Origin of the sequence: Neobacillus sp. YX16 (assembly GCF_030123505.1) — a bacterium.
Taxonomy (GTDB): Bacteria; Bacillota; Bacilli; order Bacillales; family Cytobacillaceae; genus Neobacillus.
Genome location: NZ_CP126115.1, coordinates 903820 through 930051, shown reverse-complemented (window position 1 = coordinate 930051; position 26232 = coordinate 903820). Strand labels below are relative to the sequence as shown.

22 protein-coding genes are annotated in these 26232 nt (G+C 37.7%); 5 read left to right on the top strand and 17 right to left on the bottom strand.

Translation table 11 applies throughout. The annotated features are described in order from the left end of the window. The first annotated feature begins 43 nt into the window (after positions 1 to 43). The 3 genes from QNH48_RS04615 to QNH48_RS04605 are packed head-to-tail and all read left to right on the top strand — an operon-like array spanning position 44 to position 1067. Positions 44 to 172, top strand: a complete 129-nt coding sequence (locus tag QNH48_RS04615) for a hypothetical protein (protein WP_283953964.1) — start codon at positions 44 to 46, stop codon at positions 170 to 172. A 15-nt stretch (positions 173 to 187) separates the two neighbouring features. Continuing rightward, positions 188 to 547 carry an apurinic/apyrimidinic endonuclease family protein gene (locus QNH48_RS04610; protein ID WP_283953963.1) on the top strand — a complete coding sequence of 120 codons (360 nt, stop codon included), beginning with the start codon at positions 188 to 190 and terminating at the stop codon, positions 545 to 547. After that, positions 522 to 1067 carry a hypothetical protein gene (locus QNH48_RS04605; protein WP_283953962.1) on the top strand — a complete coding sequence of 182 codons (546 nt, stop codon included), beginning with the start codon at positions 522 to 524 and terminating at the stop codon, positions 1065 to 1067. The genes QNH48_RS04610 and QNH48_RS04605 overlap by 26 nt, the downstream gene beginning before the upstream one ends. Before the next feature lie 258 nt (positions 1068 to 1325). Here QNH48_RS04605 and QNH48_RS04600 read toward each other — a convergent pair whose 3' ends face one another. Then, the gene (locus QNH48_RS04600; RefSeq protein ID WP_283953961.1) at positions 1326 to 2450 is read right to left on the bottom strand and encodes a Gfo/Idh/MocA family protein; all 1125 of its coding nucleotides are present in this window, start codon (positions 2448 to 2450) and stop codon (positions 1326 to 1328) included. After that, complete coding sequence (locus QNH48_RS04595; protein ID WP_283953960.1) at positions 2447 to 3235, bottom strand: sugar phosphate isomerase/epimerase family protein; 789 nt, start codon at positions 3233 to 3235, stop codon at positions 2447 to 2449. The genes QNH48_RS04600 and QNH48_RS04595 overlap by 4 nt, the downstream gene beginning before the upstream one ends. Before the next feature lie 140 nt (positions 3236 to 3375). On the opposite strand from QNH48_RS04595, the gene QNH48_RS04590 reads away from it, so the two are divergent. Then, on the top strand, positions 3376 to 4134 hold the full coding sequence (locus QNH48_RS04590; protein WP_283953959.1) for an AraC family transcriptional regulator: 759 nt from the start codon (positions 3376 to 3378) through the stop codon (positions 4132 to 4134). 252 nt (positions 4135 to 4386) lie between these two features. On the opposite strand, the gene QNH48_RS04585 is transcribed toward QNH48_RS04590, so the two are convergent. From QNH48_RS04585 to QNH48_RS04540, 10 genes are all read right to left on the bottom strand, one after another. Continuing rightward, positions 4387 to 5391, bottom strand: coding sequence for a Gfo/Idh/MocA family protein (locus QNH48_RS04585; protein WP_283953958.1), 1005 nt, complete (start codon positions 5389 to 5391; stop codon positions 4387 to 4389). A 92-nt stretch (positions 5392 to 5483) separates the two neighbouring features. Further along, positions 5484 to 6317 (bottom strand): phytanoyl-CoA dioxygenase family protein, encoded by an 834-nt coding sequence (locus QNH48_RS04580; RefSeq protein WP_283953957.1) that lies wholly within the window; start codon positions 6315 to 6317, stop codon positions 5484 to 5486. 86 nt (positions 6318 to 6403) lie between these two features. Next, positions 6404 to 7450, bottom strand: coding sequence for a Gfo/Idh/MocA family protein (locus QNH48_RS04575; RefSeq protein WP_283953956.1), 1047 nt, complete (start codon positions 7448 to 7450; stop codon positions 6404 to 6406). Continuing rightward, positions 7451 to 8215 (bottom strand): sugar phosphate isomerase/epimerase family protein, encoded by a 765-nt coding sequence (locus tag QNH48_RS04570; protein WP_283953955.1) that lies wholly within the window; start codon positions 8213 to 8215, stop codon positions 7451 to 7453. A gap of 176 nt (positions 8216 to 8391) precedes the next feature. Next, positions 8392 to 9150 carry a phytanoyl-CoA dioxygenase family protein gene (locus QNH48_RS04565; RefSeq protein WP_283953954.1) on the bottom strand — a complete coding sequence of 253 codons (759 nt, stop codon included), beginning with the start codon at positions 9148 to 9150 and terminating at the stop codon, positions 8392 to 8394. Between the two features lie 341 nt (positions 9151 to 9491). Next, the gene (locus tag QNH48_RS04560) at positions 9492 to 11156 is read right to left on the bottom strand and encodes a glycoside hydrolase family 13 protein (protein ID WP_283953953.1); all 1665 of its coding nucleotides are present in this window, start codon (positions 11154 to 11156) and stop codon (positions 9492 to 9494) included. 1 nt (position 11157) lies between these two features. Next, entirely contained in the window at positions 11158 to 12204 is a 1047-nt protein-coding gene (locus tag QNH48_RS04555) for a LacI family DNA-binding transcriptional regulator (protein WP_283953952.1), read from the bottom strand. A 73-nt stretch (positions 12205 to 12277) separates the two neighbouring features. Then, on the bottom strand, positions 12278 to 13114 hold the full coding sequence (locus QNH48_RS04550) for a sugar ABC transporter permease (RefSeq protein ID WP_283953951.1): 837 nt from the start codon (positions 13112 to 13114) through the stop codon (positions 12278 to 12280). A gap of 1 nt (position 13115) precedes the next feature. Next, positions 13116 to 14402 (bottom strand): sugar ABC transporter permease, encoded by a 1287-nt coding sequence (locus QNH48_RS04545; protein ID WP_095249049.1) that lies wholly within the window; start codon positions 14400 to 14402, stop codon positions 13116 to 13118. Positions 14403 to 14552: 150 nt separating this feature from the next. Further along, positions 14553 to 15818, bottom strand: a complete 1266-nt coding sequence (locus QNH48_RS04540; protein ID WP_283953950.1) for an extracellular solute-binding protein — start codon at positions 15816 to 15818, stop codon at positions 14553 to 14555. Positions 15819 to 16084: 266 nt separating this feature from the next. On the opposite strand from QNH48_RS04540, the gene QNH48_RS04535 reads away from it, so the two are divergent. Continuing rightward, complete coding sequence (locus QNH48_RS04535; protein ID WP_283953949.1) at positions 16085 to 17839, top strand: alpha-glycosidase; 1755 nt, start codon at positions 16085 to 16087, stop codon at positions 17837 to 17839. Between the two features lie 848 nt (positions 17840 to 18687). Here QNH48_RS04535 and QNH48_RS04530 read toward each other — a convergent pair. The 5 genes from QNH48_RS04530 to QNH48_RS04510 form a co-directional block, all read right to left on the bottom strand. Then, a complete protein-coding gene (locus QNH48_RS04530; RefSeq protein ID WP_481858483.1) occupies positions 18688 to 20337 on the bottom strand; it encodes a glycoside hydrolase family 13 protein in 1650 nt (549 codons plus the stop codon). Between the two features lie 141 nt (positions 20338 to 20478). After that, positions 20479 to 21201 (bottom strand): ThuA domain-containing protein, encoded by a 723-nt coding sequence (locus tag QNH48_RS04525; RefSeq protein WP_283953947.1) that lies wholly within the window; start codon positions 21199 to 21201, stop codon positions 20479 to 20481. Positions 21202 to 21542: 341 nt separating this feature from the next. Then, complete coding sequence (locus tag QNH48_RS04520) at positions 21543 to 22370, bottom strand: glycerophosphodiester phosphodiesterase (protein ID WP_283953946.1); 828 nt, start codon at positions 22368 to 22370, stop codon at positions 21543 to 21545. A gap of 206 nt (positions 22371 to 22576) precedes the next feature. After that, positions 22577 to 24166, bottom strand: a complete 1590-nt coding sequence (locus QNH48_RS04515) for a response regulator transcription factor (RefSeq protein WP_283953945.1) — start codon at positions 24164 to 24166, stop codon at positions 22577 to 22579. Beyond that, positions 24163 to 25983, bottom strand: a complete 1821-nt coding sequence (locus QNH48_RS04510) for a sensor histidine kinase (protein WP_283953944.1) — start codon at positions 25981 to 25983, stop codon at positions 24163 to 24165. The genes QNH48_RS04515 and QNH48_RS04510 overlap by 4 nt, the downstream gene beginning before the upstream one ends. Positions 25984 to 26232 lie beyond the last annotated feature (249 nt).

Here is a 26232-nt window from a genome sequence, read left to right as displayed (position 1 = left end):
AAACAATACATTTATCTCAGATATCAATTAGGATGCTACAATATTGAATAACTATCTATTAACAAAATGGAGAGCTTTTCTATTTGATTTAGATGGATGGATCTATCATGATGATATTTTAGCTACTAGCTCTAGAGAACTTATAAAGGAAAGCGCTATATATCAATTCTAAGGAGAATGGATAAAAATGACTGGGATGAATAGTGCAATAAATCAACCACCTCGTATGATCATTCATCAGTCCATGTGGTCCATGATAAATTATGGTTCGCATAATAGGGAGTGGTCGTTAGAGGAGAAGTTCGAACGTATAGCCGAAGCTGGTTTTGACGGGATATTCGGTAGCTTGCCCGAACCATCTGAAGAGAAACAGTGGAGGAACTTGATGGAGCAATACAAATTTAGTTTTGGCTTAGAGAGCTTTCCGTCAAAACGTGAGGATTTGCGAAGGCTGATGGAACGTGCAAAGGATTTTGACGTCCAATATGTTAATGCTCAAGTGGGTAATGCATTTATGACAGATGACGTTGTGGTTGCACTTTCTTGAAGACCTAATCGAAGAAGCAGGCTTATCACGTATACCATTTTTCGTTGAAACACATCGTGGGAGAATTACGCAAGATTTGCTTCGGACTGCTGAATATGTTGAAAAGATACAAAACTTACGTTTGACAATCGATTTCTCGCATTATGTATTGGCAGGAGAAATGTATTCTTTTCATATGGCTGAGCCTTATTTTAATCAATTGCTTAGGCGGGCTTCTTCTATTCATGGCCGTGTGACGAATGCCCAACAAATTCAAATCGATATTGGTGAAGAAGGAGAGCATCCAATAGCAGTTCAGTTTAAAAAATGGTGGGAGAAGGGAATGGTTTATTGGCTTGCACAGGCTAAACCAGGTGAGGTTTTTCCTTTTGTCTGTGAAATAGGACATCATTATGCAGCCACACGCTCGGGCTTGCCGAGAGAGCACTCGGCTGAAGAAATATTATCCGATCGTTGGAAACAATCGCTTGTATTTAAACGGATTGCCCAAAACATATGGGACAAGATCCGTAATCAATAATTCCCTTAAACAATTACTAATAAAATTAACAAGGAATTGAATGTTTACATCTACGGTAATTTCATACAATAACTTTGGTGGACCCTAATGGTAATAAAGGCTCTGACGTTAAATTGCCGTCTGAGCCTCTTCCTTTTGTATCCAGTTAAAAGATAGTTGGTACATTCTTCTGGACGCCTACCGACTCTTATTTTAATAGATTTTTCTTTGAAAGATCTAAAACAATTTTAGAAATGGATTAATATATCTATATCCTCTTTAAACCTTTAACGCATGTGTCTCAGACATTGATACGACTTCCTCTGCAGTAACTTCTCTCCCCAAACGATCAGAAAAATAAATACCTTCGCTAATTAATATCGTTTGAAGGGCTATTTCTGCAGTTGGCAACAATTCTACCCTACCTTGAAGTGCAGCAATCCAATTATGTTGAGAAGAATCATAAGCATCTGTATTTTCTCCTAACTGATGCCAACGGTAATCAGCTGCACCTAAATCAAAAGTACTGTCCATATCCATATCACAAACAGATGTATGATAGCTGAATGGTACATTCACTCCATTTGAATGACCTGGGAATCTGATGCCCCCTTGGTTACCGACAATACTACTTCCTTCAAATCCGTTCAGATGAATGGCCCATGACTCAATAATATCCAAGGTAAGTCCGTCTTCGAATCGAACGAAACCTACACCAAGCTCTTCTACATCAAAACCGCTGATTTGTCTGCGTTTTTCATCCATGTCCATCTCTTGGTATGTTTTTCCTGAGATTGTTTTGACTTGAGGCATGTTCATTAAGTAGAGTAGTTGTGAGATACGATACACTCCCATATCAAAGAGCGCACCTCCGGAAGCGATTTTCTTTTGGTTAAAGTCTTTTGTTCCATAGCCATCTACAAAGGGACGGCCACGCCTTCTAAATCCAGTAGAACGAGCGTGATATAATTTCCCCAGTTTTTCCCCATCAATTAAGCGTTTTGCGGCCTTTGTTTCTAAGGAGTATAGGAAGCTAAGCTGAACATGGAGATTCTTTCCGTATTCTATCGCCGTATCCACCATTTTCTTCCCATCTTTATAAGAACCAGCAATTGGTTTTTCACAATATACATGTTTGCCAGCTTTTAAGGCATCAATTGTAATCTCAGCGTGAAGATTATTATGAAGACATACATCAATTGCATCAAGATCATCACGATTTAACATTTCACGAAAATTCGTGTACGTAAAAGGGATATTGTATTTTTCAGCAACTAATTTTAGCTCGCTCTCATTTAGGTCGCAGGCCGCAACCACCTCTGCCCCTTCTAGTTTTGCATAATTATCCAAGTGAACTTTACCAATGATTCCTACACCAATGATTCCAATTCTAATTTTTCTCATAATACTACAGTTCCCATCTCACTACGAGTTTTCATAGCATTCCAAGTGTTTCGAGTAGTTGCTAACTGCCATGCAACTTGACTATATTCATTTTTGCTTGAATGATGTTCTATACCCAGGTGTCCTTTGTAACCAACATCTTTTAGAATTTGAAGTTTCTCTTCACAAGATGGTATAACCCATGCTGCCAAATGGGTATGGAACGCATACTTTGCACAAAGTTGATCTCCATTTTCCTTATCAACATCCCAGTTATCAAAGTGCAAAAGAATACCAAAGGATGGGTGATCTACTGCTTCATAAACTTTCCTTATATTTTCCGGCACTCTAGATGCACCCCAATGGTTTTCAGGTCCAACCATAAATCCACAATTATAGGCAATGTCCGCATATTCCCTATAGCGCTTGACTGTATATTCAAACTGCTCTTCTGTCATGTCTAAATCCCTGCCACCCATATCAATTCGAACAGTTTTAGCATCTAATATTTCAGCTGCTCTTAAATTTTTCAGTGCATTTTCATACCATTTCTTCCTTGCTGTTGGATCGGAATCCCATACTTCTGCACAATCCACACATAGATTTGCTAAATATAAGTCTTTTTCATCCATAGCTTCTTTCACTTTTTTCAAATAATCTTCATCAAAACTTGCCAGCATCATGTTCCAAATGTCTGCATTGTTAAGATGATAGCGATACTTAACACTTTCAAGATAACCAAATAAGTCCATTTTACCTTCATTAAACATTCCGTGAAAAGAATACGAAGCTATTGAATATTTCATTTTTCCTGCCCCCATTTCCAAAAATATTAGTGAAAATTTTTTCCTGTTTTCATTATATTTGATGAACAAAAATGATAAAATTAACAAAAACAAACTATTTGAATATTTCATCAATTATATTTATTAGGAGATGTGAACCTTTGCTCGATATTAAAGGGGTTTATCATGATGTTGATCCGAAATGGAATATTGGAAAAAGCCGAGGCTGCGATACAATCGTTTTTGTTACAGAGGGAAAACTATATTATTGGATTAATGATCAAAAGTTTGAGGTGCAAAAAGGTGAAGTATTACATATTCCATTTTGTCTAGATCGTGCATGGAAAAGCCATCCAGATAACTCACATCAAAAGTATACTGCTGTATTCTCACGTGCTTCGAATGAAACCTATCTCCCATTTGCAAAGCCAAATAAGATCACTCGAATGAAACTACGGAATGCAGCTTATTATGAACAACGCTTTGCCTTTTTGTTTATTCAGTGGTTAGGAAAAAGACCTTATTATGAGCAAATGTCACAGTTTATTTTATTTGAACTTTTGACCCTAATTGCTCAAGAGCTTGCAGAGTGGAAATCATCTCCTGCAAAAGAACAAATTGCTCGAAAAATTCAAGGATACATTCTTCAAAACTTCACCAAGAATCTTACAATTGAAGAGCTTTCTGAATTAGTAGGATACTCACCTAATTATGTAACTGTTGTATTTAAAGAAGTAATTGGCAGTACACCCATTCAATACTTGCATCAAATACGAATTAACACTGCTGTAAATTTGCTTGAAAATACAGAAATGACAGTTGGTGAAATGTCAGAATATCTGGGGTATTGTGATCAAGCTTATTTTAATCGCACCTTCAAAAAATGGATGGGGGTTGCTCCGACCAAATTAAGATTATGATAATAAGGCAAACACGAGCTTCTTACTACAACGTTTCTGTTCCGGTGTAAAACTGAAAAAAAACATGAAAACTAACAAATTACATATCTATAATATATAGCTATATTCACACTACTTTTATCATCTATTTGGCAGATAAAAATGTTTAATCTTGTTAGTTTTTTATGACAAAAGGCATCCGAATGTGCCCAATCGGATGCCTTTTGTATACAAACTATAGAGTGAATATTTCACATTTCATGTTTTATTTACTTATCTGATTGAAGTAGGTAACAGTTCACTGATTAATATTGGTCGTTGTTCTTTGATGGATAAGTTGGAGGCATCCATCAACTTTGTTAAATCCAAAGCCAACTTGATATTCTCCTCCGCTACCGTTCCATTCTGAATGTGGCCTATCCATTGACAGAAGGCGGATTCCTGTGGTTGTGGCAGAGTGATTTCTTCCCAAATGGACGCATTATTTTTGGTACAGCGAATAAGCATTTTTGGTTCTGGCGTACCATACATCAAGGTGCCCTCTGTCCCATGAACTTCAACAGTAAAAGGAGAGTAGCTATTGACGAAGCTAGTCTCTGCAATCCCAATCGAGCCATTGGCGTAGCGGAAAACAGATACGGCATTGTCCTCTACTTCTTTTCCAGTAATGTAGCCGTAGTTGGCGCTTACACTTTCTGGCATACCCAGGAACAGTCTATTGAGATAAACCGGATGACAACCAAGATCAATAAGCGCTCCGCCACCGCATTGTTCTAAATTATAGAAGTGCTCAGGAAGCCAGCCCGCAATCGCGCCATTATGCGCTAAACGAACACGTACAAGTGTTAGTTCCCCAAGCAAACCCTCGCGAATTACATTTTGAACCGCCAAAGTATAACTGTCATTGAGTCTTGGAAGGGAAACGGTTAATTTAACTCCTGCTTTCTGAACGGCAGCTACAATCTGATTGGCTTCTTTCATTGTAGGAGCTATCACTTTCTCGGTAAATATGTGCTTACCCGCCTTTGCAGCTTTGACCATGACATCATGGTGCATATTGGTTGGCGCCGTCACTATGACGGCATCAATGTCCGGATTCTGCATCAGTTCATCTAGATCTTTTATGAATGGAACACCAAACTTATTTGCACTCTCTCTGCCGCGCGACGGAAGCTCGTCCCATACAGCAGCAATTTCCGTATCTGGTTGATTTAGAGCTTCTTTGGCGTAATCATTGGCATGTACGTGCCAGAAGCTTAGAATTGCAACACGAATCATGTGTGTCATCACTCCCCTTCATATGGTCTAGTTTTATTCTTTTGGATTTATTGGTATAATTGGTTATTTGCAGATGTAAACCGAATCCGATATCATTCCCAAGGCATTTTTACAGAGCTGCCGATTTTCTCCATTCTGAAAAGCTCTTTCGCTTTCTGTGACATGTTGTCATATGTTTCTTGCGGTATTGGGATTGTAGATCCTGCGCCATACCAGCTTCTGTTGAAAATCATCGCTAGATTGGTCCGACGGTCATTTGAAAGATTAGGTGTGCCACGGTGCCACATACGAATATCACGGATAAGGATTGAACCTGCTGACATAAACACTTTTTCGGAATACATATGTTCTGCCGCTCGCACAATGTTTAAATGCGGATTAACAGTATTATTCAATGTGTCATGATTGGAACGATCCGGATTTTGGTGCGTTCCACCCGGCCAAATTTCCATAGGTCCATTCTCTTCGGTTACATCCACTAATGGGATGTTTAAAACTAGACTGAAAACCGGCAATGGAATGGCCAGCTCTGGAAAGAGCGGCATTATATCACAGTGGCAATTTTGATAATCTGATCCAGGCATTGGAGTATCAGACGCAAAGTAATTACAATGGTTCCATTCACCAAGAAGTTGATCGATGACGGATGTGGCAATTGGATTACAGATAATATCTCCATCAATAAAAGGCTCTGTAAAAGGTAAAAACATTTGAGCGCGATTTGTTCCTGTATTGTACCCTTTTCGATCAATGAATTCATCGAACAACGGGTCAAAGCTGTTGCGAATTTGAGTGATCTTTTCTTCCGAAATCACTTTATCAAAAATGATGTAACCATTTGCTCTAACTTGCTCCACTGCAATTTCAAGTGTTTCCGGATTTAGTTGCTTGGTTTCTTTTTCTTGCTCAGTTAGTTGAATTTTCATCGTTTCCCTCCAAGAACTGAAACTTTTACATAATCAAGCATCTCTTCAAAACTTTTTTGTAAATAAATCGGTAAAAACAACTAACGTCAATTAACTGAAACTTCCTGTTTTTGTAATGAAACAATTTGTTTCGTTTCCTTTGACTCAAGTGCAGCTAAAATAATCTGCAGTGATTTCATTCCTTCTTCACCATTTATAAGTGGTACTTTATTTTCTACAATGCAATCAACAAAATGGTTGATGACATGCGATGTAGACTGTCCGCCTTCCTCATTGGTCTGGATCTTATCGAGTTTGTGATAAACGACGCTTCCATCGCGATATTCTTCAATCAGTGAGTATTCCGGATCAGCTTCTAAACGAAGGGTACCTTTTTCACCGTAAATAATAGTCGAATTATCTCCACCTGACATATAAGCCCAGCTTGCGGCAAGCGTTCCAATGATGCCGCTTTCCGTACGTAAAATACAAACAGCGTTGTCATCCACATCTGTGTTTTGCTTCGCATTTGTTTCAATGAATGCTCCTACTTCGGTAAACTCTCCAAGTAAATAACGCATTAAGTCTGCTTTATGAACTCCAAGGTCACCCATTGCTCCGATAAAAGCTTTTTCTTTATTAAAGAACCAGCTTCCTGCTCCATCTACACTCCAGCCTTCAGGACCAGGATGGCCGAAAGTAGTTTTAAAGCTGTAGATTTTTCCTAGCTTGCCACTCTCAATAATTTCTTTTGCTTTTTGATGAGAGGCAACAAAACGTTGGTTATGTGCAATCATTAGTTTTTTATCATTTCTTTTTGCTGCATTAATCATCGCTTCCGCTTCTTCCTTTGAAGTAGCCATTGGCTTTTCGCAAATAACATGTTTTCCCGAGTTCAATGCATCAATGGATACTGGTGCGTGCAGATAGTTTGGCAGACAGACGCTAATCGCATCAATGTCTTCCAGCCTCAATACTTCCTTATAATCTGAAAATGCTTTGGCACCGTATTCTTCAGCCATTTTCTCCGCACGTTCTGCGACAATATCACAAACTGCAACAATCTCTACATTTTTATTTAACTTATATTCTGGCAAATGACGATATTTCGCAATACTTCCACACCCGATAACTCCTACTTTTAATGTACTCATCTACATGTTCCTCCCCATCATTTCTTTCAAGTAATTCAAACTTATCTCAATACTTTCAAATGGTGTACGGCGGCTCATATCCTGCTCGACGACCCACCATTTTACACCCGTTTCATCTCCTGCATTTAGTACAGTTTCAATATCAACGCCACCTGTTCCAAGCTCTGCAAAAAATTGTTCTGCATCTGTTGTCATATCCTTCAGGTGTACGAGGGGGGATCTGTTTTTATAACGATTTATCCACTCGACTGGACTTTCTCCAGATTTTGTCAGCCAATATACATCGAGCTCTGTCATTAGATTCTCCGAGTTTGTATCGTCAAAGATAGCTTCAAGTGCCATTCTGCCATCCGACAAACGCTCTAGTTCAAAATCATGGTTATGGTAAAGAAGGGTAATGCCCTCTAGTCGGCATGTTTCACCTATTTGATCTAATACTGAAATAAGAGCTTGATAATCCTCTTCACTTCGACGGTCCGGCATTAAATAAGGGCAGACCACATACTTACTACCTAATATTTTTTGATCTTTAATGACTTGTGCCAAATTGTTTTCCAATTCTTCGAGAGACACATGACTGGAGACTGCGCGAAGTCCGAATTGGTCCAATAATGCTTTTACTTCTCTGGGAGTCAAACCGCCATATCCAGCAAATTCAACCCCTTGAAATCCAATTTCAGCCACTTTTTTTAAAGTGCCGGCAAAGTCTTTTTCACTCTCTTCTCGCAATGTATACATTTGTACTGCTACCGGAATAGACGTCATCTTTTTTTCCTCATTTCCTTTTAAAATAATACATTACAATTTGATTTCAGCTTACACGACGAGTGTTACTATGAACATAGATGATATAATTGAATCATCTATTATTTTGCTATTTTCATAGGTATTAGCAAATTGACCATGTTCAGGGAGTTTTCCTTCTTTTCGATAAAATTAAATTATAATAAAGAAATTTTATTCTTCAAATCTTCTCTTTCAATGGTTGAATCATGTCGAATATAGTGACAAACATAAGATTTGCGCCATCTGTCATCTGTACGGTTTTTCTTAGAGGAATGAATCAGTAAGTTATGGAAGAAAACGATATCTCCGCTTTTCATTACAACAGGTATTTGTTTCGACAAATCTGCGCCTTCCGTTTCGTCAGTCCATGCTTCATGCTCGCTAACATCCTTTACTCTTCCATGAGGCAGTAAACCTTCCTTGTGGCTTCCGGGAATGACCCATAAACAACCGTTTTCCTCATCAACATCTTCCATTGCAATCCATGCGGCTGTTAACGTATTAGGCTTGTTATCAATATAATAATAATCTTGATGGGCCGCTTGTCCCGGTGAGCCTGGAGATTTATAGAAGTACATACTTTGAATACCGACCGCTTCATCGCCTAATAGCTGTGCTAAAGTATCGCGAATTATTGGCAATTTCATCATTTGTAATGAAAAACCATCGTGCAAATGAGGGTTAAATAAACGCACCGAGAAACGCTCCTTGTCACTAACTTCATGCCCTTTACGCGGATGTGCCCAATCTGGAAGTTTCTCAGCTGAACGAATGGTGTAAATATGAGCATTAAATACTTCAATCAAATCATTGCTACAGCCATTCCTAATGACTAAATAACCGTCCTCTTCATATTGTTTCACTTGTTCAGGACTTAATGGCAATGTACGTTTTATTGTTACAGATTCAAACATAATAATTCTTCCCCCTCATTTCTTTAAATTTAGCTGTTAACAAAAATAGTAAAAGACCATACGTAATATTCATCCTCTTACACCCTAATTTCCATTCAATTAGAAAACATTGCTAATTTAATTTCAGCTTATAATATGAGACTTGAAATGAACATAGATCATATAATTGAAACATCTCTTATTTTGCTATTTTAATATTTTTCTAATCTCGGTGAGCTTATTTCATTTTTTTTGAAACTTTATACAAAAAAAAAGCAGTGTCAGGGAGGTCCTGATCACTGCCTTTCGTCTAAAATGCAAAAAATCGATTTCAGATTCAATTTCGACTATTATTATGCCACTTAAATTCGATACACTCTCGTCTCATAAGGCTTTAGTAAAAGTGTGGAATTCTGCTCATAATCTGCAACATTATAATTGTTTAATAACAGATTTCCACCTTCCACCGAAACTCCGTTAACCTCAGCAGGTTTTACAGAAAGGTTTGCTATTACTAATACCTTTTCCTGATTTAACGTCCTAGTATAGGCGTAAATCTGAGGGTCTTCTTCTAACAGCAAATCATAGGTGCCATAAGTGAACACTTCATTATCCTTTTTTAACTGAATCATCTTTTTGTAGAAATTAAGTATTGATGTCTCATCTTTTTTCTGGGATTCAACATTAATACTTTTATAATTTGGGTTAACTTTAATCCATGGACTGCTTGTAGAGAACCCTGCATTTATTTCATCTGACCACTGCATAGGAGTCCGTGAATTATCTCGGCCAGAAGCCCAAATGACTTCCATAATTTCATTATGGGAAACTCCTTCTGCTTTCTTCAAACGGTACATGTTTTTTGCCGATACATCATTATAGTCATCAATGGAATCAAATTGAACATTTGTCATGCCAATTTCTTGTCCTTGGTAAATGAACGGTGTACCTTGCATCAAGAAATATATGGCTCCAAATGCTGTTGCACTTTCACGCCAATACTCTTGGTCATTTCCCCAAGTGGAGACCACACGAGCTTTATCATGATTTTCAATGAACAGGGCATTCCAGCCTTTACCTTCAAGCCCCTTCTGCCAGCGGGATAAAACATCTTTTAGCTCAATAATATTAAGTTCTTTCTTCACTTCAGCATCCCAGAGATTAAGGTGCTCAAATTGAAAAACCATATTGAATTTCCCTTGTTTTTCTCCAACCCACTGTTCAACATCTGCTGCATCGTCAACCGTTACTCCATTCGCTTCGCCAACAGTCATGATGTCATACTTAGAAAAAGTCTCTTCCTTTAACTCTTCTAAAAACGGATGAATACCCTCAACATTCATCATTTTATCAAAACAAGAAACATAGTTTAATCCTTTAGGATTTGGCATGTCCTCTAGTCCAGCTTCTTTTTTGATATGGCTGATAGCATCGACACGGAAACCGTCAATTCCTTTATCGAGCCACCAATTAACCATGTCATAGAGCGATTGTCTAACCTCTTTATTTTCCCAATTAAGGTCAGGCTGCTTTTTTGAGAAAATATGCAAAAAGTATTGGTCGGTTTCTTTATCATACTCCCAAGCAGAACCGCCAAAAATACTCTCCCAATTATTCGGCTCTTTCCCGTCTTTCCCGTCTCTCCAAATATACCAGTCCCGCTTTGGGCTAATCTTTGAGGTGCGAGATTCAATAAACCATTGATGCTCATCACTCGTATGATTGATCACTAAATCTAGTATCAGCTTCATGCCGCGTTGGTGCGTTTCGTGTAATAGCTGGTCAAAATCAGCCATGGTCCCGAATTCCTTCATAGTTTCTTGATAATCACTAATGTCATACCCATTATCATCATTTGGTGATTGATACATTGGACAAATCCAAATCACATCAATTCCTAATTCTTGCAGATAATCTAACTTAGAAATAATTCCTTGAATATCACCTATTCCATCCCCGTTAGAATCCATAAAGCTGCGGGGATAAACTTGATAGGCAACTGCTTCTTTCCACCATATTTTTTTCATGTTAATTCCTTTCCAATCCTCTTTGAGGATTTGGCTTTGTGCACGATGAACGTTCAATTATTCGATGAGAAATGATTAAGCGTTTAGTAGGTTCATTGTTATTTTCCACCATAACAATTAAGTTTTTCGATGCCTGATAGCCAAGATCAAAAATATTGATATCCACTGAGGTTAATGGCGGTCTTGCCAATTCTGCAAGCAGCACATTATTAAAGCTAACAATAGATACGTCATCTGGTACATTAATTCCGAGTTCATCCAGTTTATTGAGAACACCTAAAGCCATAAAATCATCTGCTACTACCAGTGCTGTAGGCGGGTGATCAAGGGCCATTAATTCACGGACAGCTCCTTGACCACCTTCTCTTAGAAACTCTTCATGGATCATATATTCGTTGCTAATGGTAAGACCGGCATTTTTCAAAGCTTGTTGATAACCCGCAATACGATCGACCGTTACCATTAGCTCTTTACTTCCGCCGATAAAACCAATTTTCTCATGTCCAAAGCTTATTAAATACTCCGTCGCTTCTTTCGCTGCACGAACATTATCATTATCAACATGAGTTATTTCTTCCATATCCAGATAAGGCTTTCCGATTAGAACAAAAGGAAACCTTTGCTCTTTTAGATAAGATATAACTCGATCATCAACATTAGAATAAAGAAGTATCACTCCATCTACTCTTTTTCCTTGCACCATTTGAATCACAGCATCAAGAACTTCCTGCTCTGATTTACCTGTTGACATTTGCAAGGCATAATTTTTTTCTTGTGCCCCTTCGCTTATTCCCTGCAATACTGTAGGGAAAAAGGGATTTTGAAATCCAACATCCTTCGAACTCGGCATGACAAGACCCAATACCTGAGTGGATTGGCTTGCTAGATTTCTCGCATTTAAATTGGGATGGTAACCAAGCTGCTCCATCGCTTTTTTTACTCTTTGCTTTGTTTCTTCACTAATTCTCGGACTGTCAGCTATCACTCTTGAAACCGTTGATGGAGCAACGTTAGCGAGTACTGCAACATCCTTAATCGTAACTGCCATTTCCTGCGCCCCTCTCAAAGGGTGTTTTAAATTAATTATAAAGGCGAGGATTAATATTTTCTACCTCAGTACTTTAACCTTTTGTTCCTCCTGCAGTTAATCCAGACACGAAGAAGCGTTGGAAAGATAAGAATAGTATCGCTATTGGAACAGCAATCAATACAGCTCCCGCTGCAAAAGTAGTAAATTCAGCACCAAATTGTTTTGCTACTAGATCGTAAAGACCAACAGCAAGTGTATAATTTTTTTCTGTCCTAAGTAAAATACTTGCGACAATGAAATCCGCAAAAGGTGCAATGAAGGAGAAAAGTGCTACTACCGCAAGAATAGGTGTTGCAAGCGGCATGACAATTTGAAAGAAGATTCGTAAATGTCCTGCTCCATCAATTTTTGCTGATTCATCGAGTTCTTTTGGAATAGTATCTAAGTACCCTTTCATTAACCAGGTATTCATCGGTATTTGTCCGCCGACATATACAAGGATTAGGCCTAAATGAGTATCGATTAAATTCGTCAGCGTAGCTAAAATGTAAATGGCAATTAGCGCAGCAAAGTTTGGAATCATTTGTAAAATCAAAAATGTCATCAAGCCATTTTTACGTCCAACAAATCGATACCGTGAGAATGAGTATGCTGTAAAGCTTACTAAGATAACAGTAAATAGCATGGTTAAGATACTAACTTTTAAAGAATTAATATACCAATATACATAATTACTTTTACTTGTATCAAATAGCTCTTTATAGTGAGCTAATGTCGCATTCTCAGGAATGATACTTGATCCTGATAAACTTTGACCCGGGTTAAAAGATGAACCAATGATCCATGCGAGTGGATATAGGATAATAACAAACATGATTAGGACAACGAGATACGTAAGAGTGAGTCTAACAAAGTTTTGTTTTTTCATATTACATCATATCCTCTTCTTGGAATGATTTTGTTCTTTTAAACTGCCAGATGGCAACGGTTATAACAATAATCGATAACAGCATGGTTAACGTTGCTGCCTTCGAGTATTGTGCTGATGTCATTGTCAGGCGGTAAATCCAAGAAATTAAGATATCTGTTCCGCCGGCGTTTTGGCCAGTAATTGCAGGTCCTCCGCCATTAAATAAGTAAATGATATTAAAGTTATTAAAATTAAACGTATATTGTGTAATTAAAACAGGTGCGATTGCATATAGTACGAGCGGCAATGTGATATTTTTAAACTTTTGGAAATTGGATGCACCATCAACAGTAGCGGCTTCATAAAGATCCTGTGAAATAGACTGCAGGACGCCTGTTGTCATTGCGAAAATGAATGGGAAGCCAAGCCATGTTTGCATAAGTATTAGAGCTATTCTTGTGAATATTGGCTCTGTCATCCATGGGAAACCTTCTATACCGAAGAACCCTAGAATGTCTCTGTTAATCGCACCAAATGATTCATTGAACATTCCTGCGAAAACAAGAATAGAAACGAATGCCGGTACGGCCCAAGGAAGAATAAAGACGGTACGGATAATTGCTTTTCCTTTCAAATCCTTTTGATTAACAATAATTGCTAGGAATATCCCCAATGCTACTTGGAAGGTAGTAGCAACGAAGGTCCAAACCAACGTCCATGATAAAACAGAGAAGAAGGTTTGACGCCACATATCAACCTTAAAGATATCAACAAAGTTTTTAAATAATACCCAATCTACTAATTTCGCTGGAGGAGAATGATAAAGATCGTAGTTCGTGAATGCTAGAAATAACACGAATAGAATTGGAAAAACAACAACAAATACCAGCAATAAAAATCCAGGAGACATGATTAAATAAGGAAAACCATTATCAATAAGATTTCTATATTGTTCCTTTACTGTACTAATAGGTTCATGATTATCGCGATTTAACCCAACCTTATAAGCGTCGCGCAGGTTAAACAAATAAAACCCAATTCCAAAGACTAAAACAATAAGGGCTAGAATTCCGTAGACTAATAAGAAAATAGAATGGTCTGTAAATGGTATTTCTCCCAATGTAACTAATCCCCATAATCCTATGTTTAATAAATCATAAAAAACATAGAAAAAAGCGGCACTCATAATGAGAAAGGAGGCTCCCTTTAAAAACTGTTTGTTATAAAGCTGACCTAACCCAGGGATTACGGAAAGAATCAACGCTTTCTTACGGTGACTGGTTGCATAGGATAAATCTTTAGACATCCTAAACTCCCCTTTCTAATGTCATTTTATAAGCTTCAATGCTTGATCAAGGAAAAGATTTGTTTTTCCTTCATAAAGCAGCAAAACTATTATAATTTTCCGGCAGTACCCCAAACTCTCTGAGGTACTGCCGATTTAACTATTAAACTATTACTTTGTAGAAGCAATATTTGCTTTAATTTGTTCAACTGCAGAATCAAGAGCTGCTTTAGGTTCTGTTTTACCAGTTACAACTGTTTGGAGTGATTTAGCCATAGGATCCCAAACTTGGCCCATTTCTGGAATGTTTGGCATTGGAAGAGCATATTGAGATTGTTCAGCAACCGCTTTTGCTCCTTCATTTTCCGTAATCGCAGGATCATCAACCAATGCTGTATTTGTTGGAACCTCAGCTGTTTGTTCGAAGCGATATTTAGCATTTTCATCATTTGTAATAAACTCTAGGAATTTTGCAGCCCATTCTTGGTTTTTAGAGTAAGCTGATACATGCCATCCTTTAACACCCATGAATGTTTTTACATGGTCGCCGTTTGGAAGAGTTGGAAGAGCCGCAACACCGATATTAATACCAGCATCTTTGTATGGCTGGAATGACCATGGTCCGTTCATAACAGCAGCAACTTTACCTTCTGTGAAAAGACCATCCATTGCAGATCCGCCATTTTCACCGATGATACCATTAGGGAATAATCCTTCTGAGTACCATTTTTGGATATATTCAGTACCTTCAACAGCACCTTTGTTATTTAAGCCGATGTCAGCAGGATCAAGCGTTCCACCGTTATTATTGAAAACATATCCTCCCATACCGCCGATGATGCCATAAGCGAAATAGAAGTTATCCCATAGTCCTAAGAAACCGAATTTTCCATCTTTCGTGAAATCTTTAGAGAAAGTGTAAAGCTCGTCCATTGTCTTTGGAGCTTCTGTCATTAAATCTTTATTGTAAACAAATACTGGTGTTTCAGAGGATTTTGGAAGTCCGTAAATTTTACCATCATACGTTTGCGCATCAATAGATGATTGCGAGAATTTATCAGTAACTGCTTTATCTAATTTAAGTTCAGCAAGAAGCCCTTCTGTTACCACTTGACCAATTTGATCGTGAGGTAATGTAACGATATCCGGGCCAGTCCCTGCTGGGCCGTCAAGACGAAGCTGATCGCGCATTTTTGTCGCCATTTCAACTTCTTTATACTCAATTTTAATTCCATATTCTTTTTCGAAATCAGCTGCTACCTTTTCAAGCCAGCCAGATTTATCTTTATCTTCCCAAACTACTAATTTTTCTGGTTTTGCTGTTTCTTCTTTTTTCCCAGTGTCATTCGTGCCTGCTGTTTCTCTTTTTGGTCCACAAGCTGCAAGAACGCCTAACACTAAAACAACCATCATGAAAATCGAAAGTGCTTTTTTCATTTCTTCTCCTCCTGTATTTTGAATAGGAATTATTCACATTGCACAAATAGTAGTCAGCGCTTTCATTTGCGAAAACGTTTGCGCAACATAATTTCATTATAAGCCCATTTTTTTATTTTACAACTACTTTTTTTAAAAAAAGCAGACAATACTATTAATTCACTTACTATATTAAAGAAAAAACACCCCTTAAAACATATAGTATTGACAAGGGTTTTCGGGTACATTAACCTTTAATTATAAGAATTAATAAGGAGCTGGTTCCATTGTTCAAGGAAGCAATTTATCATCGGCCTAAAGATAATTATGCATACGTTTGCACAGAAAACGAATTACATATTACCATCCGCACAAAAAAGAATGACCTTCAAAAGGTCACTCTCGTTCATGGAGATCCCTATGAATGGAAGGAAAAAGAGTGGCAAACATCAACTACTCCTATGAGGAAAAGTGGTTCTGACCAATTATTTGATTATTGGTTTGCAGCTATTAACCCTCCGTTTAGACGCCTTCGCTATGGATTTATTTTAGATGATGGTATTGAAACTGTATGTTTTACTGAGAAGGGTTTTTATTCTGAACCGCCATTAGATGATACTGCATACTATTTCTGTTTTCCTTATATGAACAGTGCAGATATCTTCAAAGCACCTTCTTGGGTAAAGGATACTGTCTGGTATCAGATATTCCCAGAAAGATTTGCAAATGGAAATAAGCATCGAGACCCTGAAGATGTGCTGGCCTGGGGCAGCGAAGATCCATCACCCACAAATTTTTTCGGAGGTGATTTAGAAGGAGTAATTCAAAATATCCCTTACTTAAAAGAACTAGGTATTACAGGGATATACTTGACCCCTATATTCAAAGCATACTCCAATCATAAATACGATACGATTGACTACATGGAGATTGATCCACAGTTCGGAACAAAGGAAACCTTTAAGGAATTAGTGAATGCTTGTCATCAAAATGGAATTAAAATAATGCTGGATGCTGTATTTAACCATAGTGGGTTTTACTTCCCACCTTTTCAAGATGTTTTGGAAAAGGGAGAAAAATCGTTATTTAAGGATTGGTTTCATATCCATGAGTTCCCGGTTATGACAGAACCACAAGCTAATTATGATACTTTTGCCTTTACCCCCTTTATGCCTAAACTGAATACGGAGAACCCAGAAGTAAAGGAATATTTACTAGAGGTTGGGCGTTATTGGGTAAGAGAGTTTGATATTGACGGCTGGAGGCTCGATGTGGCAAATGAAGTAGACCACGCCTTTTGGAGAGAATTCCGAAAAGAGGTAAAGGCTATCAAGCCTGACCTATATATATTAGGGGAGATATGGCATGACTCTATGCCTTGGCTTAGGGGAGACCAATTCGATGCGGTCATGAATTATCCTTTCACAACGAATATTCTTAAACTGCTTGCGAAGCAAAGCATTACAGCGAAAGAATTTGTTGAGAGCATGACTGGTGTGATTCATATGTACACTAGAAATATTAACGAAGTGGCATTTAATCTCGTAGGCAGTCATGATACTCCTAGAATCTTAACGGAATGCGAGGAGGATATGGACAGGGTTAAGCAGGTGTTTACTTTGTTGTTAACCTTTATCGGAACTCCTTGTATTTATTATGGGGATGAAATAGGAATGAGCGGAACTCAGGATCCGGGCTGCCGAAAATGTATGGAATGGGAGAAAGAGAAGCAGAATGCTGATTTATTTAACCATATCCAAAAGCTGGTACAACTGAGAATGACGCATCCTTTACTTAGGAATGCTGGGGAACTTTCCTTTATTGACCCGGAACACCACGACAACTGTTTGGCCTATATGAAGTCGAATGATGATAACACTATCTTGGTCATCCTTAATACTAGTGAAAATTCGGTGGAATATCCTCTGCCTTATGGGCTTAATGAAAAAACGGTTAAAAATCTTTGGACTGGTCAAGTAATTGAGCTTTCAAATGATATTGTCCAGTTACAGGGCAATGGGTTTGCAATCTTAGAATTTTAGTTCAAAACGAAAGGGCGCCTTCTAGGCAGCCCTTTCGTTTTGACTTTTCGCTGTTTTCGAACAGCATTATCTTAGAATATTTCAAAAAGCGGCTGATTCGGACTCGGTTGCCATCGGAATCACCAAATTATGTCTGAATATGACCAGGAAGATTCGTTTGTAGTCTAAGGTATTGGGGACAAATCACACATGCTGCTAGAGAGATTAGTCTCTTATCCAGGGGCTTGCGGACAAATCTCTCGTGTCGCCAGAAGGATTAGTCCTTTATCCAGCGTCTTGCGGACAAATCTTACGGGCTGCCAGAAGGATTAGTCCTTTATCCAGGGGCTTGAGGACAAATCTTACGGGCTGCCAGAAGGATTAGTCCTTTATCCAGCGTCTTGCGGACAAATCTCTCGTGCCGCTAGATAGATTAGTCCTCAATCCAGGGGCTTGCGGACAAATCTCTCGTGTCGCCAGATAGATTAGTCCTTTATCCAGGGGTTTGCGGACAAATCTCACATGCCGCTAGATAGATTAGTCCTCAATCCAGGGGCTTGCGGACTAATCTCTCGTGTCGCCAGATAGATTAGTCCTTTATCCAGCGTCTTGCGGACAAATCTCTCGTGTCTCTAGATAGATTAGTCCTCAATCCAGGGGCTTGCGGACAAATCTCTCGTGTCGCCAGATAGATTAGTCCTCAATCCAGGGTTTTGCGGACAAATCTCTCGTGCCGCTAGATAGATTAGTCCTCAATCCAGGGGCTTGCGGACAAATCTCTCGTGTCGCCAGATAGATTAGTCCTTTATCCAGGGTCTTGCGGACAAATCTCACATGCCGCTAGATAAATTAGTCCTCAATCCGGATCTTTAAATTTTTAATACAACTGCTTCATAAGGGCGTAAAACGCTCATATTACCAGATTCATAATTGGAAATTACCAGCTTAGATTCCCGCATTCTTGTCAGCAATTCTTCATCCTCAATCACAACTTCCGTAGAACTGAAATTACACAAAACAAGGAGTTGTTTATCCTTCCAATTGCGCTCATAAGCAAATACTTCACTGCTATCTTCTAACAGCAGCTTAAAGTCTCCTTCAATGATAATATCCATTTCTTTTCGTAGGGCAATTAATTTTTGATAGAAATAAAAGATAGATTGCGGATCCTCTAATGCTGCCTTGACGTTAATTTCATCGTATCTTGGATTTACCCTTATCCAAGGAGTGCCGGTTGTAAAACCACCATTAGCAGTAGTATCCCACTGTATTGGTGTTCGGGCATTATCCCTGCCTTTTACGTAAATAGACTTCATGATTTCCTCATGACTATAGCCTAAAGCAATTCTTTCTTTATACATATTCATTGTCTCAATATCACGATAATCTTCCAGCGAATCAAACTTTACATTCGTCATCCCAATTTCTTCACCTTGATAAATATACGGTGTTCCCTGCATGAAGTGAAGACAGGCTGCGAGCATCTTTGCAGATTCCACTCGGTAGTTCTGATCATCTCCGAACCTTGAAACAATCCGCGGTTGATCATGATTGTTCCAATACAAACTGTTCCAGCCTTTATTATGTAAGGCAGTTTGCCACTTCGCCAAGTTTTCTTTTAAATCTGGCAAATGAAGAGGCTTTAGGTTCCACTTTCCTCCTGGTGCACTGTCTAAATCCATGTGTTCAAAAGTAAAAATCATGTTTACTTCTTTTCTGTCCGGATCTGTATAAGAAATCGCAAAATCAGGGGAAGCGCCAGGCATTTCACCAACCGTCATTGCTGGATAATTCGATAAAACTTCTTGGTTCATTTCATGCAAAAATTCATGAATCCTTGGTCCATTCATAAAATATGGGCTGCCATCACCAAATGTTTGTCCCTCACCTTTTGCACCATCCGGAAGTTCTGGATGTTTGGAAATAAAATTAATAACATCCATTCGAAAACCGTCGATTCCTTTGTCGAGCCAAAATTTCATCATTTGGTAGACTTCTTCTCTAAGCTTGGGGTTTTCCCAATTTAAATCCGGCTGTTTTTTTGAAAATAAATGGAGATAATATTCATTTGTCTTTTCATCATGCTCCCATGCAGACCCGCCGAAAACCGAGCCCCAATTATTGGGTTTCTCACGCCATATATAATAGTCTCTATAGGGATTGTCCTTCGACTTTTTTGATTCTACAAACCAATCATGTTCATCAGAAGTATGGTTAACCACCAAATCCATGATGAGCTTCATGTCTCTTTTATGTATTTCTTCAAGAAGCTGATCAAAGTCATCCATGGTTCCAAACTCGTTCATGATTGCTTGGTAGTTACGAATGTCATACCCATTATCGTCATTTGGTGAATCATAAACAGGACTCAGCCAAATAACATCTATCCCTAATTCCTTTAAGTAATCAAGTTTTTCTAAAATACCTTGCAGGTCGCCAATCCCATCCCCATTTCCATCCATAAAGCTTCTCGGATAAATTTGATACACGACACTTTTCTTCCACCATTGATCATTCATTTTCACACTATGACCCTCCCGCCAAACTAATAAAAAATACTATAACACAAAAAAACTCCTCACCCCAATAGGCGGCTGAGGAGTTATCTTCATAGTTCTATATCTGAACTGTTTCACGCCTACTTTTAATTTTTTCCATTCTTATTTCCCTGCAATAACTTCTAGTGGTTTTGCATTTCCATAGACTGGACGTTCACGCTTTACCGGCTCTGCCCATTTCACTGCATTGCTAATGACAAGTTGAATGTCTTTGTTGTGGTAAGTAGGATATGTTTCATGGCCTGGACGGAAGTAAAATACTTTTCCATTCCCACGTTTGTAAGTACATCCGCTGCGGAATACTTCCCCTCCTTCAAACCAGCTTGTAAAGATCAGTTCATCTGGCTGTGGAATATCAAAATGTTCCCCATACATTTCTTCCTTTTCTAATTCAATATACTCTGAGATACCTTCTACAATAGGATGGCTTGGGCTTACGACCCAAAGTCTTTCTTTTTCGTCTGCTTCCCGCCATTTTAAATCACAGCTTGTTCCCATTAATGTTTTAAAGATTTTTGAGAAATGCCCGGAATGAAGAACAATTAGACCCATACCGTCGAGGACACGTTGCTGGACCTTTTGAACAATTTCATCCTTTACTTCACCATGTGCTAAATGCCCCCACCAAACTAATACCTCTGTATTGTCTAGCACTTCATCCGTTAAGCCATGCTCTAGTTCGTCTAGAGTAGCAGTCGTTACTTCATGACTGTTTTCCTTTAAAAATCCTGCTATCGTACCGTGGATCCCATTAGGGTAAATATCTCTTACAACTGGATTTTTTTGTTCATGACGGTTTTCATTCCACACTGTTACTTTAACCATAATAATCTACTCCCATATGAATTTACTTTATCTATTTGTACAGCTATTGGAATTTTTTTATCCTTAACCCCCATTTCTTAAAAACCTTCCTTATTTGATTACATCTTACAGGTTTTTATCGCAATAAAACATAGATTATATAATTAAAACATCTACTATTTTGCTATTTTAATAATAATGAGGGAACATATGACAACAAATATTTTATTTTTCGGCTATTCGTATCACACAAATGGATACGTGTTTCATAAGAGGTATGGCGTTGCTCCAGGGGGATTCAAACATCAGGAATATTAGAAAAAAGAGGGATGAAGCTTTCCCTCTTTTTGTGATAGTTTGTCCTATTTTCTTGGATCTACATAATCAGGATAATCGGTAATAATTCCATCTACGTTCATTTCTAAAAGGAAATCAGCTGCTTCTTGGCTGCGAACCGTCCAGGATTGAATTTTCATTCCAAGCGCGTGCACTTGATCAACCAATTCTTTTGATACGATTCCATAACTTGGATTAAAGTAATCAGCATACGTTGCAAATTCTTTCAATGCTTGTTCAGTTGTGTGGGCTCTATTGGATGTAAGGACACCAATCGGCACCTTTGGAAGCAAACTGTTTGTTATTTTCATAGATTCAAAATTAAAAGATTGGATAATAATTTTTTCATTTTGCGGTTTATCAAGGTTTCGTTCTTTTAGTTTCTGTGCAACCTGTGCTTCAATTCCAGGATAAAGCTCAGGTGATTTTAATTCTATTAAAATACCAGTTTTACCATGATAGCGGTCAAGAATTTCATCGAATGTAGGAACTTTCTCACCTGTAAATTGCTCGCCCTTCCAACTGCCTGCATCAAGACTTCTAATCTGTTCAAAGGTTAAGTCTTTCACATACCCAGTACCATCTGTTGTTCTGTCAACTGTATTATCATGAATGATAACCAATTCCCCATCCTTACTTCTTTGGACATCAATTTCAATATAATCAGCTTTCATTTCGACGCCTTTATCAAAAGCGGCAATCGTATTTTCCGGTGCATACCCTGTTGCACCACGGTGAGCAACATTATCCACTTTTCGTAACTCCCCAGTTGTTTCTGCTGCAAAAGCCTGTTGAAAAGGACTAAATAACAAACTGAAAGTCAGGCCTGCTCCAATCACAAATGCTTTTTTCATTTTTCCCCATCTCCCTTTTTATATGTCTGCTCCTACATATAAAATTGTACGGGTGAATTGTTTAGTACATATGTAGTTACCATTTAGACTTGGTTAAAGTCATGTAAATAAACATAGTGAAATAATCACATATATATTTACAAAAAATTCATTCTTTTTCCTATTGTAAAAAAAATAAGTAGTGAAAGAGGATCTTTCTCTGCTTATCACCGTTTCTCATATTGTGCTCGATATTCATTCGGAGTAATTCCCTCGACCTTCTTAAATACCTTCCGAAAATACTTATCATCTTGATAGCCAATCATGTTCGCAATCTCATAGATTTTTAACTGACTATTCTTCAATAAAGATTTTGCCTTTTCCATTCTAATTCTCACGATATAGTCGGAGATGTTCTCATTAAATTCCTGTTTAAATTTCCTTGAGATATATTCTCTACTGATATAGAAATGTTCTGATATCTCCTGCAGTTTTACATCCCGATCAAAATTTTCCTGAAGGTACTTTTCAATATCAATTATTATATTCTTATTCTTTTGCAGTGTGCTTTTCTTTACTTTCTTTATAAAAGTAGCAATTTCACGCTTTATCCTCTTTTTATACTCCTCTAGTTTAAACGTGCCGTTTGAATCGAAAAACAATTCAAACCTCTCTTCAATACCTTCTGGTTCTTTAAATGAAATATTGTAGTACTTAAACCACTTATTGCTTATGACCATATATTCATTTTGAAGATTTAACAACTGTCTTAGAGATAAATAGTTGTTTTCTGTAAGATCCTCTGCTATTTGATTGATTAATTCTTCAAAAGCACCTATTTCGCCAGTTTTGATAGCTAGTTCGATACTTGGTGCATATGACATCAAACTTTTTACAATTGGAGGAGATTGTAATGATTTTATAAAGACTCTGTTTTCACTATCTTTTAGGATATCTCTATTTAATAAAACCTCTCTAGCTTGATGATAAGAATCCATTAACCTAGTACTGCTGTTTACTAATTTCCCGACAGCAATTGGGCAGGAGATATCCATCAACTCCTTAAGTGCCCTATACATTCGAACTAAATGATTTTCAATCCGCTCGAACTTGTCCCAAAAAATAATGATGATTTGGCCTTTCTTGGATAAGTAACGAAACCCTATTCCACACTGATATTCCATTAAAATTTCATTTATAACATTTAAAATTGAGAAATAAGTTAGATCTCGATCTCCTTGAAATGCCTCAATCGTCTTCCCATTGACTCTGACAAGAGCTAAAATATACTGCCGCGACTGTTGTAACCATTCGAATACTTCATATTTTTCATCTTGTATACTATCACTTTTCATTAGCTGTGTAAGCTTGCGATCTCGAAAAACAGGTTTCATTTCATTAATCAGCAGAGAACTAGTTTCGTTTCTTTTCCTTTCAACTTCTTCTTTCTTCCATTCACTAACCGCTTTTTCCAATGTTTGATTTAAAATTTCCGGCTCGATAGGCTTTAAGAGATAGTCTGAACTTCCAAAATGGATTGCTTTTCTCATATAATGATAGTCATCGTAACCTGTCACCACAATCGTCTTACTGTTTGGATGATTTTCTTTAATCCACTCTAAAAGCTGAGTTCCATCCACTTTTGGCATTTTCATATCAGAAAAAATTATTTCAGGACGGATGATTTGAATAAGCTTAATAGCTTCTTCACCGTTTCCAGCCTCATATATTTCTTGAATTCCATTTTTCTCCCAATCAGCTAGTATCTTAATTCCATCTCGCACATGGTTTTCATCATCAACGATTAACGCCTTCATGAATGTTCCACCTCTTTCGGTATTACCTTTGGAATTTGGATGGTAACCGTAAAACCACCTTCTTCATTCCGGTTAACCAACAGGTTTGCCTGATTGTGATAATAAATCTGCAATCGGTCATAAATATTTTTTAACCCTATCGCTTCTCTTTGCATGTCAGCTTTTGAATTGCCATGAAATAGTTCCATGCGGATTTTTTCAAGTTGTTCATCGCTTGGACCCATTCCATTATCCTTTATATTGATTAAGACCATATTGTCATTCTCGAGATATGCTTCAATTTGAATCCATGCTTTGTCTATGTGCTGATCAAAGCCATGTTTAAAACAATTCTCCACAATGGGCTGTAAAATCATTTTGGGAACGAGTATCTCTTTGACTTCTTCCTCGATATTCAGTTCAAAATCAAACTGCTCGTTAAATCGCTGTTTTTGCAATAATAGGTATGATTTAACATGATTCAGCTCTGCTGTAAACGGAACAATATCGTCCTTCATATTCATGCTGTATCTCATGATATTCGATAAAGAAGTGAGGAGGGTATAAACCGGAACCGCTTTAGACTTGAGCGCCAATGTTCCAATCGACTGAAAAGCGTTAAACAGGAAATGCGGATTAATTTGCGATTGCAGCACCCGCAGCTGTGATGCTTTATTTTCAATCTCCAATTTATATTCGCTCTCAATTAATTCATCGATTTTGGCAATCATTAATTTGAAATGCCTTCCCAGCATACCAATTTCATCGGTCCCGAGTGTTTCAAAATCAGCCTTGAATTCACCATTCTCTACCTTTTTCATATTTCTAATCAACACTTTTATAGGGGCAGTGAGCTTAAAGGAAACAAATAGGGTACCAAGTAAAGCAAATACAAGTGTAATCAAACCAATCAAAATGTTGATTAAGGCTGTTTCTCTAGCACCTTTATAAAGAACATCGTATGGAATTCGTTTTACGATATACCAGTCTTTAAACGATTCCGAAAACTTTTCATGGACGATGAAACCTGAAAACTGCGCATCCTTCCATTCAATACTTTTCCGTCCTTCCGGCTCCTTCTTCACTTGCTTAAACCACTTTTCTTTATTGACTTTTCCAATTTCTTTTTCATTGGAAGAGTAAATAATGATGTCATTTTCACTCATAATATAAAAATCCTCTAAATCTTTCGTATACAAACGGTCGGAAATGGCACTTATTTTTGAAAGGTTAATATCAATCGATAAAAAGCCTAAAAATCTTTCTAACGGAACATCTCGAATGATATTATGAAAACTTAATACAGCCTTTTTCTCCGAATTTGGAATCACAGATATATCGTTATAACTATAGATTTCATGGGGTGGTTCAGCAATTGAAAAACCGGGATACCGCATTAATTGGTAATAGTAGGGATGTGAAAGAACATCCTCATACTTCGCCCTGCCGCTAATTCTTGAATGGTAGTTCGTGTAGGATTCTTTATCTCGATCAATGTAGAGATGCATCTGTTCAATTTCGGGACGAGAATTGAATAAATAAGCAAGTGCTCTCCGTACTTCTTCCTGATTACTACTAAAGTTCTGTGAGATTCCCTCTCTCATCACATTCATAAACGGAGTATACCTATAAAGAACGGATGACATTTGCGCTACATCGTTTAAATAAGTAGTCAGTTCTTCTTCTCCTTTTTCAATCAACTCGTGATTGGTAGAAACAAAACGTTCATCAAGTGACTTTGTCGTGTGAAAGTAAGAAATCGCAATGGAACTTCCAAAAGGGACAACGGTTGCTAAAAGTAAGAAGATAATCAGTTTTTTCCGTATACTCCATCCCATCTCGTTATGGCTAGTTATATAGTAAAAAACTAACCTTCCCCCTTGCCATTATTTTTAGAACATTGTAGCACAGTTTTATTTTTAATAGTTCAATATTTTGATAGTTCAATATTTTCCACCCAATTGGTCAATGTAAGCCGTTTCATAATTTTTTTTAATCACTAAAATAGGGTTATGGAGGTGCAGGGAATGAATAACGAAAGTAAGCTGGATACAGTAAAGGGGTCCGCCATCACAAAACAGAAAAGC